Annotated in this window: 12 protein-coding genes; 8 read left to right on the top strand and 4 right to left on the bottom strand. The window is 63.6% G+C overall.

Annotated elements, in window-relative coordinates; translation table 11 throughout:
* Nucleotides 1-789 precede the first annotated feature (789 nt).
* Entirely contained in the window at nt 790-1161 is a 372-nt protein-coding gene (locus HBF26_RS03575; RefSeq protein WP_167123089.1) for a hypothetical protein, read from the bottom strand.
* A gap of 252 nt (nt 1162-1413) precedes the next feature.
* Entirely contained in the window at nt 1414-1854 is a 441-nt protein-coding gene (locus tag HBF26_RS03570) for a GFA family protein (protein ID WP_205287583.1), read from the bottom strand.
* Between HBF26_RS03570 and HBF26_RS03565 the strand changes: the two genes are divergently transcribed.
* Complete coding sequence (locus tag HBF26_RS03565) at nt 1844-2500, top strand: GNAT family N-acetyltransferase (protein WP_240151206.1); 657 nt, start codon at nt 1844-1846, stop codon at nt 2498-2500. The genes HBF26_RS03570 and HBF26_RS03565 overlap by 11 nt on opposite strands.
* Here the strand turns inward: HBF26_RS03565 and HBF26_RS03560 are convergent.
* Nucleotides 2497-2757, bottom strand: a complete 261-nt coding sequence (locus tag HBF26_RS03560) for a hypothetical protein (protein WP_167123083.1) — start codon at nt 2755-2757, stop codon at nt 2497-2499. The genes HBF26_RS03565 and HBF26_RS03560 overlap by 4 nt on opposite strands.
* Before the next feature lie 116 nt (nt 2758-2873).
* On the bottom strand, nt 2874-3056 hold the full coding sequence (locus HBF26_RS03555; protein WP_167123081.1) for a hypothetical protein: 183 nt from the start codon (nt 3054-3056) through the stop codon (nt 2874-2876).
* A 187-nt stretch (nt 3057-3243) separates the two neighbouring features.
* On the opposite strand from HBF26_RS03555, the gene pilV reads away from it, so the two are divergent.
* Genes pilV through HBF26_RS03520 form a run of 7 tightly spaced genes read left to right on the top strand, consistent with a single transcriptional unit; the run spans nt 3244 to nt 12566 of the window.
* On the top strand, nt 3244-3747 hold the full coding sequence (pilV, locus tag HBF26_RS03550) for a type IV pilus modification protein PilV (RefSeq protein ID WP_167123079.1): 504 nt from the start codon (nt 3244-3246) through the stop codon (nt 3745-3747).
* 11 nt (nt 3748-3758) lie between these two features.
* Nucleotides 3759-4886, top strand: coding sequence for a PilW family protein (locus HBF26_RS03545; protein WP_167123077.1), 1128 nt, complete (start codon nt 3759-3761; stop codon nt 4884-4886).
* Nucleotides 4887-4888: 2 nt separating this feature from the next.
* Nucleotides 4889-5572: a pilus assembly PilX family protein gene (locus HBF26_RS03540; RefSeq protein WP_167123075.1), complete on the top strand. Its 684-nt coding sequence runs from the start codon at nt 4889-4891 to the stop codon at nt 5570-5572.
* A 19-nt stretch (nt 5573-5591) separates the two neighbouring features.
* Nucleotides 5592-11120, top strand: coding sequence for a pilus assembly protein (locus HBF26_RS03535; RefSeq protein ID WP_167123073.1), 5529 nt, complete (start codon nt 5592-5594; stop codon nt 11118-11120).
* A complete protein-coding gene (locus HBF26_RS19725) occupies nt 11120-11548 on the top strand; it encodes a type IV pilin protein (RefSeq protein WP_167123071.1) in 429 nt (142 codons plus the stop codon). The genes HBF26_RS03535 and HBF26_RS19725 overlap by 1 nt, the downstream gene beginning before the upstream one ends.
* Nucleotides 11548-11970, top strand: a complete 423-nt coding sequence (locus tag HBF26_RS03525) for a DUF4124 domain-containing protein (RefSeq protein ID WP_167123068.1) — start codon at nt 11548-11550, stop codon at nt 11968-11970. The genes HBF26_RS19725 and HBF26_RS03525 overlap by 1 nt, the downstream gene beginning before the upstream one ends.
* Nucleotides 11970-12566, top strand: coding sequence for a GspH/FimT family pseudopilin (locus HBF26_RS03520; protein WP_167123066.1), 597 nt, complete (start codon nt 11970-11972; stop codon nt 12564-12566). Before HBF26_RS03525 ends, HBF26_RS03520 begins: the two co-directional genes overlap by 1 nt.
* The last annotated feature ends 21 nt before the right edge of the window (nt 12567-12587 follow it).

Here is a 12587-nt window from a genome sequence, read left to right as displayed (position 1 = left end):
CCGGCTTCGGCCTCACGCAGGAAGCCGATGATCTGCTCTTCGGAAAAGCGCTTCTTCACGTCCAATCTCCGTCAGTTGGGGGATTGGACTCCAAATCGCCGTGCTACTCAAAACTGGGGGGACGTCGTCAGGTGCTCGCCAACTGAGACGCACCGCGAACCCGTGTCGCAAGCTGCCCGTACAAAATGAAGTCCAAGTGCATGAAGTCCTTGCATGGTGCAAGGGACTAAATCCATCGGTCCAACCGAAAGGCAGTTGCGCACCGCCGCGCGAGATTCTACGATCGATTCCAAGGTGTGCGGTGACGGCGCGCAACTGACCTCTAAACGGTGAACTGCCGTCGCCTGGCCTCGCGCTTCCGGCACATCCTTCATGGGTCACGGAGGCAGACAGAAAAGGAACTCTTATGAGCCTTTTGTGCCTAGAAGCCAGTTGGTCGGACCGCAGGGCAAACCCGCGTCGTTTTCGACTCGAGCTTGGCTTCGGCTGGTTGGCGGTCCTCCGCTTCCTGCCCTGGGGTTAACCGGGACAAGGGCACCTTCGGGTGCCCTTTTCTCGTTGAGACAGGCGCGCGGGTGGATTGTGAGTCCAGTCCTCTGTGGGATACACTTCCTGGTCTGGCCGCTAAGGCGTATAGGGTCGGCTCGATACCCTATTCCCTCACAGATTTCCCTCCCGAACTGCCGCCGAGCGGTCCCGGAGGAAGCAGAAAAACCCGCTCACGCGGGTTTTTTTGTGCCTGGCCATCGACCGGCCCAACTGGCCCTGCCGGCGATGTCGGTAAAGGGCTTATGCGGCCAGGCGCGTTTCGTCGGCGAGGTAGCGCAGGCCGATCGACAGGGCCATGTCGTAGCCGGCCATCGTGTTGCCCGGGACGACCACGCTGACCAGCGAGGGATGGCCCGGGGCCAGTGCCGACGCATCGGATGCGTCGCTGTGGTCGTGCACTTCGATATACGGTACGTCGAGCACCGCCAACGCATCGCGAAGCGGGGCCACGTCCTGCACGGGCACGTCGTTGGCGTCGATGTCCAGCAGGACCAGATCGGCGTGATCGGAGGGCGAGCGGCCGAGGTGGCGGGTCAACTCGTTGAAGTCGCTGCACGGGCGCCAGAGCAGGTCGACGCCTGCCGCCTGGGCACGCTCCCAGAGGCGGAACATGGCGTCATCCGCGAGAGTGACCTGTTCCGCGCACGGGCGCGGGCCTGTGATTACGACGATCGACATCGCTGCTTCGCTCCGACGGACGGGCGCTCAGTGTCGGGCCGAAGGCTGTAAAAAAGCTGCGCGGGAAGAGCACTTTCGCGGTAACGAAGGCGTAAAAATCGCGGAGGCCCAGCGCGGTTGCCCGCGCGTTCATAGCTGGGCGGCAGCGCCTCGAAAAACCGCTCATGCGGGTTCTTTTTGTGCCTGTCACGCGAGGCCCAACGCCGCCGCGAGTTCGTTCATCGCCGGCGCCTCGTGCCAGGTAGGCACCCCGGGAGGAATGACGAGCCAGGCCTGCTTGCGGCGTGTCCATAGATGGGCCACGCAGTCGAGTTCATTGCTGCGATCGAGCGTGCCTGCGCGGAGCACCGCGAAGCCGTGGCCGCTGTTCGTGTTGTACACGCGGGTGTGGCAGGTTGGGCAGATGCGTTGCCGCGACACACGGCCGGACGTGCCTTCCAGTTCGTAGACCACGGTCTCGCCTGTCACCGTCAGGGTGTCGGCGGGCAGGATGCAGCTCTGGCTGAAGGCGACACCTGTCCACGTCTGGCAATCCAGGCAATGACAGGCATAGCTCGGGGGCAGCGCGTCGATGGAAAGCTCGTACCTGATCTGTCCGCAGCGGCAACCGCCGGTGATGGGGCTCAAGGGCGACTCCAGGGTTGTGAGGAAATCCGATTCCGCGGAGGATATCGGAATGGACACTCCCGTATTTGCCACCATCACCACACCGCGGCTGCAGCTCGACACCCTCCTGCCCGCCGATGCGCCTACGCTTTTCGCCTATCGCGGCGACGACACCGTGGCGCGCTTCCAGGGCTGGAAGCCAGCCGATCTCGCCGAGGCCGCATCCTTCATCGAACGACAATCCGCGCAAGTTTTCGCGGCACCGGACAGCTGGTTCCAGCTTGCCATCCGTGAAGCGGAGACGCAGGAGCTGGTCGGCGATCTCGGCATCCACTTCCCCGCAAGCCAGCTCGATGCCATCGAATTCGGCGTCACGCTGAGGCCGGACCGGCAGGGAAGGGGCTATGCGCGGGAGGCAATGGCCGCAGTGATTGGGCTCGCCTTCGGCACGTGGGGATATCGGCGCGTCGTAGGGTCGGTGGATCCCCGTAACGTGGCCAGCATCGCGTTGCTGAGATCGCTGGGCTTCCGTCAGGAAGCACACCACGTGGAGAGCTACCTGATGCGCGGGGAGTGGACAGACGACATGGTGTTCGCCTTGCTGGCCCGCGAGTGGAATGCGGGCGGCCGGGAAAGGCCCGACGCTCTGCGGAATCCGGCCGCTTAAGCCGCGCTCAGGCGCGCCATGGCTGCGGCCGTGGGCGGCGGCAGGTGGCGGAGCGGGGCGTCGGGGATGAAGCGCCAGTCGCCAAGGCGGCGCGGCACACGGGCCGACGGGTAACGATCACGAAGGTCGCGGATGGCATCTTCCGGAAGATCGTAGCGGCCGACTTCGGCATCGCCGTACAGAGCACGCCAGCGGTGGCCGTGGCGGACGATACGGAACGGGGCTTCGGTGGCACTGAAAACATACTGCGCGAGCACGGACTGACTCCCTATTTAGCCCGCTCATTCTCCGCGCGATTTCGTGACCGCTCCGTTATGCGGAGGCGACGCCGGTGTGTCGGTGGAACGCACGGCGTCGCGTGGTTGCATGCCGTTCAGTCTGGCGCCTTCGCCGGGACGAAAGGCGAAACCGGATCGCTGGCGGGGAAGGTCTCTTCCAGCGCCTGATCCTGGTTCTCGTCCGCGTGGTTCTTGCGCTCCTTCTTTTCCGCCTCGCTTTCCTTGTGCTTGGGCTGGCCGTGGTCGGGGTGTTTCACGTCCTGGCGGTCGTGGTTCATGGCGGCGCTCCTTTAGGTGGGGACACAGCCATGGAGCAACGGCGGACGTGAAAACCGGGTAGCGGGCAGGTGGATGCCGTCTGTCGGCTTTTTCTGACCGCTGGTCGGGTCCGGCTTGCCTGAGTTGAACCCTTTGCCGATCCTTCAGTGTGCCGGATAGGGTCCGGTCAAGGGGCGGGGGTAAAGGGTGGATCAGCGGATATCGCGCGGGCGCATCGACGGCGTCTCGCTCATCGAGGTCATGGTCGCGGTCCTGGTGTTCAGCATCGGGCTGCTGGGCATCGCCATGTTGCAGATGCGTGGCGCGCAGTTCACGAAGGAATCCGGGTCGCGCACCAGTGCCATCATCCTGGCGCGCAGCCTCGCGGAATCGATGCGCGCCAACCCGAAGGGCGCCATTCCCGCAACGGGCGACAGCGACTATCTCTATGACGGAACCACCGCCTACACCGAGGCCGACTGCGCCTCCACGACACTCGACACGCCCGCCGACGTGGCCAAGCGGGATCTGGCCTGTTGGCAACTTGCGCTGAAGAAGAATCTGCCGGCCCCGGCGGCCGGACATAGCGTGGCCACCGTCACCCGCGACGACAACCTTGGCACGCTCGTCATCAAGGTGTCCTGGGCCGGCGTCGCCGACGACGAGAACACCGACTCGACCCAGACCTACAGCTTCAGCTACCTGCAATGAGGAACGATCGAATGCCGCTTTCCGGTCGCTCCAGCCGCGGTTTCTCGCTGGTTGAACTCATGGTGTCCCTGGTGATCGGCCTGATCGTCGTCGCCGGACTCATCAGCGTGCTCATGGCGAACCGCCAGGCCTTCACCCTGCAGCAGAGCAACAACTTCAACCAGGAAAACGTGCGGTTCGCCGCGTCGCGCCTGGCCTGGTCGCTGCGCATGGCCGACTTCTGGGGCGGCGTGAAACCCGACGCGATCGTTCCCACCGCCAACACCGCCGGCATCGGCGGTGACGGCTGCGACGCCGCCTGGGTACTGAGCGTGGGTCCGGGAAAGCAGAACGGTATCTTCGGCTACGACGGCGGCGACACGTTCCCCATCCCCGACTGCGTCGACAACGCCAATTACGTGAAAGGGTCGGATGTTGTGGTCGTCAGGTATGCCGATACCACCGGCTACGATCCCGACAAGGGTCCCGACACTCCTGCCTTCGATTCCACCGATCCCAATGTGGTGCCCAACCAGACCAGCATCTTCGTGGTGTCAGGGTTGGGGCAGCAGGCGGCGCTCTTTCGCCGCGACGACCCGGTGCCGAAGCCCACGTTGGCGACGACCACGGGCCGATATGTGTACCCGTTCCAGCTTGAGATGTATTACCTCCGTCCCTGCGCCGATCCCGGAGCCAATGGCGTGTGCGATGCGACCGACGATGGCGGCACACCGTCGCCTTCGCTGGTGCGCCTGCGCCTGGACGAAGATGGGAAGCCTGTCTCCGAAGTGGTCGTGGACGGCATCGAGGAACTGTCTTTCGAGTACTCGTGGTTGGCGGGGCCGGACAAGGAACACCTTCATCAGGTGCCTTTCGCCAAGGCGTCCGACACCCAGTGGGCGGCAGTGACACAGGTGCGGGCCAGCTTCATTGCCAGGTCAAGTACGCGGGACACCCGTGTACCCCATGCCGATACCTTTACCGTCTCCCCGCATTGCGCATACACCATCGCGAAAGACGGAGCAGTGACTTATCCGGAAACCACAGACACGAACCTCTGCAAGGACCAGCCGGCCGGCACGTACGGCGACAATCCTCAGCAGTACACGCGGACCATGAGCTCGCAGGTAGTGCTTTTGCGCAACCGGGTGAGGGGATGAACATGCGTATCTATTCCGCACGGCGCGCACAGCGCGGCATCGCACTCTTCATCGGGCTCATCTTCCTCCTGGTGCTTTCCATCGTGGCCGTCATGGCGATGAAGGGCACGCTCGTGGAAATGCGCATGGTCACGAACTCCGCGCGGCACGAAGCGGCCTTCGAAGCATCCGAAGCCTTGCGTGCTGTGCCGATCGCACTGTTCGACGAACACGTGTTCGCACGTGGCTGGCCTTCCTCGTTCAACGGCGACGTACCCGACTCCGAGTTCACTTATTCGTCGGACATTCCCGCGGGCATGCTCGCCAAGGTGAAGACCGCCCTGCAGACCGATTGCTCGGGCAAGGCTTCGCTGTTCTACGGCACCCTACAGCCAGCCTGCGGCGACCTGCCGAAGGAAACCCTCTACAACGCCAACACCTGGCATCCCGACATGGTGATCGCCATCTGCGACACGTCCAGTGAGTCGTGCAGCGCGGACGTGGATGCCAAGGTGGCGGTGGTCCCGGACGGTACCGTGATGAAAGACGGTGCGGGCGGCGCCCAGGCCGCGGGTTACCGCGGGCTAGGGGTCGGTGCCGCCGCCGGCGGTGCCGAGATGTATTTCGAAGTGAAGAGCGTCGCTACCGCGCCGGGCAATGGCGCGGCGACGACGCATACGCAATACCAGCAGACGATCCGCAACTGACCGCGTCCAGGACAGCCCGATGACCATCTTCCGCTTGAACCGCCACGGACTCCTGCTCGGCACGCTCGTCGCATTTTTGGGTGCGAGCTTTGGCACCGCCCCGATGGCGAGCGCAACGGCCATTTCGAGTTCGCTGCAACAGGCTTCGGCTTATGCCGTCGATCCGCCGCTTGGTGTCGCCGGTGCCGCGCCGCTGGTCATGCTGAACCTGTCCCGCGACCACCAGTTGTTCTACAAGGCGTACAACGACTTCTCCGATCTCAATGGCGACGGCGCGCTCGACACGACGTACAACAATAACTTGACGTACGCCGGCTATTTCGATTCCACGAAGTGCTACGCGTACTCGAACAACATGTTCGTGCCGAAGGCCGTCACGACGAATCACTATTGCACGAGCCAGTGGTCGGGAAACTTCCTGAACTGGGTGACCATGACCCGCATGGATGAGGTGCGCAAGATCCTCTACGGAGGCCTTCGTTCCACCGATACCACCACCAGTACGGTGCTAGAACGTGCGCACCTGCCGATGGACGCGCACTCGTTCTCCAAGTTCTACAACGGCAGCGACATCGCAAGTCTCACGCCGTACAGCCCCTCGGCCACACGCCCGACCCAGACGCTGAATCCAAGCTCGAATTACGTCTACAGCAGCACCAGCACGCTGGGCGAAAACAACAGGACGTACGTCGTGCTGCGCCTGAAGGCGATGGACAGCACGCTGAAGATGCAGGTGGGCGATCAGATAAGGATCTCCACCTCGACTAAGGACGGGACGCTGGTACTCGACGCTCCCGTCCGTTTCATCAATGACGGAACGGACAAGACCTACGCGAAGGCAACGGCGAATCGCATCGAGCTGCGCGTGCAGGACGGCATGTTCAGCGGTAGTCGCCTGGGCACCACGGCGTGTAATAGCACTGCGACCTGCATGGCGACACTCGTAGGTATCGCTTCGTGGAACGTGACGAACCTTACCCGTACCGGCATCAGCTTCTGCAACACCACGCCGAAGGGCAGTTCGAACAACCTGTCGCAAGGCGACGACGCGGCGCCGCAACTGCGTATGCAGACGGGTGACATGTCCCTGTGGGGGTCGAACGAGAGCCTTCAGTGCCAGTGGGCTGAAGATAAGTCCAATTCGCAGGGTAGCTTCGACGACGGGTTCCTGAGCAACGGCAACCGCGCGGCATTCTCCGGCCTCGGCGCGTCGGCCGAGAATCCTCGCAAGGCCAATGGAACCAGCGGTACGGACTGGGCCGAGTTCAATGTGCGGGTGCAGGTCTGCGTGGCGGGCCTGATCGGCGGCGAGAACTGCAAGAAGTATCCGAACGACCAGGCCACGAATCCGATCTACAAGCCGATCGGGCTCCTGCAGAAGTACGGCGAGTCGGGCAATATCAAGTTCGGTCTCGTCACGCCCAGTTTCGACAAGAACGCCTCCGGTGGCGTCGTGCGTGCGGCCCTACCCGGCCCCGACAAGAACTCCGGCGACTTCATCGACAACGAGATCGATGCGACGACCGGCGTCTTCCAGACAACGACGAGCGGCAAGGGCATCATTTCCAACATCAATGCCTTGCGCATCTACGGTTATCAGTACGGTTCCGGCAACAACTACGGCAATGGCAACGGGTGTACGTACCAGCAGGTAGGCATCACGTCCGATCCGTCACAGGCCGGCAAGAACGGTCTGGTGGCCGAAGGCAACTGTTCGTCCTGGGGTAACCCCATGGCGGAGAGCTATATCGAGACGCTGCGCTACCTTTCCGGCGGCAAGTCGCCCAATCCTTCGTTCGTGCCGACCTCGACAGGCACTACGGAAGACGCGACGCTTGGCCTCACGGCGGTCACCAGCTGGGTCAGCCCGATCACCGAAGCCAACTTCTGCGCGGCGCTGAACGTCATCAACTTCAACGCCAGCTCGCTTTCCTACGATACCGACCAGGTGTCGGGATTTGACGACCTCAACACCAAGAAGTCGGTCGGCGACTGGACCAATCTGGTGGCGACGGGCGAGGGCATCACCGGCAAGAGCTGGTTCGTCGGTAACGCACCGGGCGCCACGACCGGTGCCGACCTCTGCTCGGCCAAGGTGATCAACGATCTGTCGGGCGTGCAGGGCATCTGCCCGGAAAGCCCCGCGCTGAAGGGTGGTTACCTCATGGCAGGCGCGGCGTATGGCGCCCACATCAATCGCATCCGCGATCTCGGCAACGACCCGAAGACGGGCAGCCCGATCGTGCCGCCGGAAGATCGCACCTCCTTGAAGGTCACGACGTTCGGCGTACAGCTCGCCACCAACACGCCGCAGATCCGCGTCGCGGTGCCGGGCGGCAGCGGCAAGTTCGTCACGATCATTCCGGCCTACCGTTTGACCCTGGCCAATGGCGTCGGCGGCGGCGCGCTGGTGGATTTCAAGGTGCTCAACCAGCAGGTCACCACCGTCAACGGGGTGGCGACGGCCACAGGCAGCTTCTACGCCGACTGGGAAGACAGCTTCGGTGGCGGTGACTACGACCAGGACATGTGGGGCATCATCAGCTACGCCATCACCAGCGACACGGTGAAGATTACGACCAAACCGGTGTCCGCTTCGACGAACAACGGTCAGGGCTTCGGGTATATCGTGTCGGGGACCACGAAGGATGGCCCGCACTTCCATTCGGGCATCTACAATTTCAATTACACCGATCCGACGTCGCCGACCATCGTCGATGTCAACGGGAATACGCTCAACAGCACCGACACCAGCAAGAAGATCAACGCGAGCGGTGGTTGCCGGAACTGTACCGTCAGCGATCCGGCGACCACCGGCGTGTACGCCATTGGCAACAGCACGGCGGGTTCGCTGAAGGATCCGTTGCTCTATGCTGCGAAGTGGGGCGGGTTCCGCCTCGATACGTCCAAGGCGGACGGCACGGACACGCCCGCTAACGATATCGATCCTCTGGACACCAGCAAATGGGACACGGACAAGGACGGCATCCCCGACAACTACTTCCTCGTCACGGATCCGGGCAAGCTCGAAGCGTCCCTCGATGCCCTGTTCCGTAAGATCCTGGCAAAGATCGCGTCCGGAACGGCCGCCGCCACGGTGGCGACGAGCGCCAACGGCACCGGTGTGACCTACCAGGCGCTGTACGAGGCCGAGCGCACCGACAATTCGGGCAAGCGGGCGACCTGGGCGGGTTCCTTGTCCGGCTTGTGGACCGACCAGTACGGGCTATTGCGCGAGGATGGGAACCACAACGGGCAGCTAGACGATTACGTGACCGACCCGGTCATCGAATACAGCTACCAGGCAGGCGGTCAGAAGACCGTCGCCACGCGCATCACCAGTACCGACCCCGACACATTCAAGGCCGGCACGAGCACGACCATCGAGCTGTCCGACATCCGCTCGCTCTGGAACGCGCGCAATCTTCTGTGGGATCCGGAACTCAAGACCAATCTGCTGCGCGCTTACGGCACCGCATTCAGTGATGCCGCGGGCCGCTACATCTTCACGTGGATCGACGCGAACCGGAACGGGGTTGTCGACGATGGCGAGATCCAGCCGTTCGCCTGGGACAGCACGGGCACCACATCCTTCAACTCGACGAACTATCGCTTCCTCAACAGCGACAATGCCGCGGAGGCCCAGAACATCGTCAACTGGATTCGCGGTACCGAAATCACCGGTTTGCGCAATCGCACCGTCGACTACGGTACCGACAGCAGTCTTGTCGGACGGGTGTCGCGCCTGGGCGACATCGTGAACTCGACGCCGCTGGTCGTCAGCGCACCGGCAGAAGCCTACGATCTGCTGTACAACGACACGTCGTACGCAGACTTCCGCAACACGTATCGCAACCGCCGTCAGATGGTGTACGTCGGTGCCAACGACGGAATGATTCATGCCTTCAATGGCGGTTTCTACAACACCAGCTGCCAGCGGTTCACGACGCAACCGACCAACGCCATCTGCACGAAGGACACTCCGAACGCGACGGGCACGGTCACCGCGACCCGCACGGCGCATCCGCTCGGCGCCGAGGTCTGGGCTTACGTGCCTGGCAACCTTCTGCCCCATCTGCGCTGGCTGGTCGATCCGAACTACAAGCACGTGTACTACGTGGACGGTAGCCCGCTCGCGTTCGATGTGAAGACGTTCGCCAGCGACGCGGACCACATCGAAGGGTGGGGTACGGTGCTCGTCGTGCCGTTCCGCCTCGGCGGCGGCACGATCAGCGTGAACACCTCGACCGATCCGAAGACGCCCAACACGTTCACTGGCGAATCCGCCTACGTGGTGATGGACGTGACCAACCCGGAGAAGCCGCCTCGGGTTCTCGCGGAATTGAGCTTCCCGGGAACGCGTACGACGTCCCAGCCGGCCATGGCGGTCATTCGCGATGTGCCGACAGGCGACCCGAACCAGTTCTACCTGGCCATAGGTTCGGGTCCGACCGACGCGAAGCGTGTGGCGTCGAGCGCCAACCTGCGCGTCAACATCTACAACATGAAGGATCTGACGGCCTCGGTGCCGGTGGTCTCGCCGACGACCATCGACCTGGGTGCCGGCAATGCCAAGGGCACGAAGAGCTTCGCGGGCGACCTCATCGCTTCGGATTTCAATCTCGACGGGAAAGCGGAAGGGATCTATTTCGGCAGTGTCTACGACCGCGGAACCAACGAATTCGGTGGACACTTCTGGAAGATCGCGATTAACGGACAGGCCGACGCCACGAAGTGGGGCGCAGCAACGGGTACCGGAATGCTGCTGGACCTGACGGCCTCCGATGCGCCCGACGGCCAGCCGGTGACGATCCGCCCGACCCTGGGACGAAACGACCGCGGCGCGCCGATGGCCTTCTTCGGCACGGGGCGCGTGTTCACCACGGCCGACAAGACCACGGCTGCGCAGCAGCGCATCTACGGCATCATCGACACGTCGCTGCTCACGGGCGACGACCCGCAGGCCAAGACGGCGGTGACGATGGGCAACCTGGTCAATGTGACGAACTTCAATATCTTCGGCGACGAGTCGGTTACCGGGATTCCCGACGACAGCTCGCTGGTACCGAAGGACACGAGCACCTTCGATGCCCTGTCGGCAGTGTTCGACAGCCCGAAGGTGGCCGGCTGGTACCGCAACCTTCAGATCGACGGGCAGAACCCGTCGGAGCGGGTGGTAAGCGCCCAGGCGCTGCTGGGCGGCCTGTTGCTGACCACCACCTACGTGCCCGGCACGTCCATCTGCACGGGCCTCGGCAACGCCTATCTGGTAGCGAACAATTACAAGACCGGCACGGCCGATCCCGGCGCTGCTATCTTCGGCACCGGTACCGGCGGCCGCATCAACGAATCCCAGGGGCTGGGACAGGGGCTCCCGGCGCCGCCCAGCCTGCATTCGGGCAGCGCCGGCGAAGACCGGAACGGTAGCAAGAAGATCACCGCCTGCACGCAGACATCGACGGGTGCCATCGTGTGCAAGGATGTGGCTACGCTAAAACCCGTGACCAGCGGCGAAACGTCCTGGCGCGAGCCATTGGGGAGCAAGTGATGACCGGACGTACGCAGCAAAGGGACTCGCGGGGCTTCACGCTCATCGAGTTGGTGATCGTGGTACTGATAGTGGCCATACTCGCCGCCGTCGCCATTCCTTCCTATCGTAAGTACGTCATTCGTTCGCATCGCGTGGATGCGCAGGCGGCGTTGATCGACGTGGCCGCGCGCGAGGAGCGGTACTTCTATACGAAGAACGCATACACGGACAGCCTGGACGATCTCAACGCATCGAAGACCATGGCGGGTGACAGATACGAAATAGGCGTGGCCGTCGCCACCAGCACGGCGTTCCGCGTGGAGGCGAAAGCGTTGAACGACCAGGCCGCGCACGATCCCGAGTGCCAGACACTCACACTGAACAACCTCGGTGCCCAGGGGTCGACCGGTACCAAGACGAACGATCCGGTCTGCTGGAGCAAATGATGAAGACGTCGCTCGTGCCCTGTCTTGCCGTGTTCCTCCTTGCGACGATGGGCGCGGCACGGGGGCAATCCGTGAGCGTCTACAAGTGGACCGATGCGTCAGGAACCGTGCATTACACCGACCAGCCGCCACAGGGACGCGGTGCCACGAGGATGACCGTCAAGGGCGGTACGGAGGCGGCAACCGCACCTGTCGTTCCGCAGGCCGCTAGCGAGGCCAAGCTCGATGCGGCCGAGACGGCGGCAACCACGCGGAACTGCGAATCGGCACGGGCGAACCTCGCCACGTTGTCGAGCGGCTCCATGCTTGTCGACAGCACCGATCCCACGGCATCCCGCCGCCTGCGGCCGGACGAGATCGAGGCCGCTCGCCGGACCGCGCAGGCCGATGTGGATACTTACTGCGGTGGGGGAAAGAAATGATGGGCCGCCGGACCGCGAACGGATTCACGCTCATCGAGATGGTGGTCACGGTGACGGTGCTGGCCGTGCTGGCGGGCCTTGCCGCGCCGTCGTTCATCGACTTCATGCACCGCAACCAGGTGGCTTCGCAGAGCAACGAATTCCTCGGTACCCTGCGCCTTGCCAGAACCACGGCGATCACCCGCAGTGTCTTCGTATCGATCTGTCCGACGCTCGACGCGGCCGCCGACGAGCCCGAGTGCGCGGTGTCGTCGGACTACGCCACCGGCTACCTCGTATATACCTCGACAGCACCCGACAAGGCGTTCACGGCGGGGGACGAGTTGATCAAGGTGTCCCAGGCGACGCCCGCGGTATCCCTGCGCGCGCCGAGCGCCAACAAGATACTCACCTTCAGCCCCCGCGGCGCCTCGACCGCCGGCACGGTGAGCCTGTTGCTCTGCGCGCGCCGCGGCAGCGAGGATATCGGCGAGAGCACCTTGCGTGTCTCCGGGCGGCGCTTCGACATCCAGGCATCGGGCAGGGCGGGCCTTGTGGAGCTCCCCAAGAGCGCCAGCTCCGACGCCGCTGCCGGCTATTGCACGCCGGCCTCCTGACGACCATTGACCGGGTCCGTA

Source organism: Luteibacter jiangsuensis (assembly GCF_011742555.1).
Classification (GTDB): Bacteria; Pseudomonadota; Gammaproteobacteria; order Xanthomonadales; family Rhodanobacteraceae; genus Luteibacter; species Luteibacter jiangsuensis.
Note: the sequence above shows the minus strand (reverse complement) of the source record. Positions and strands in the feature narration are given on the sequence as shown.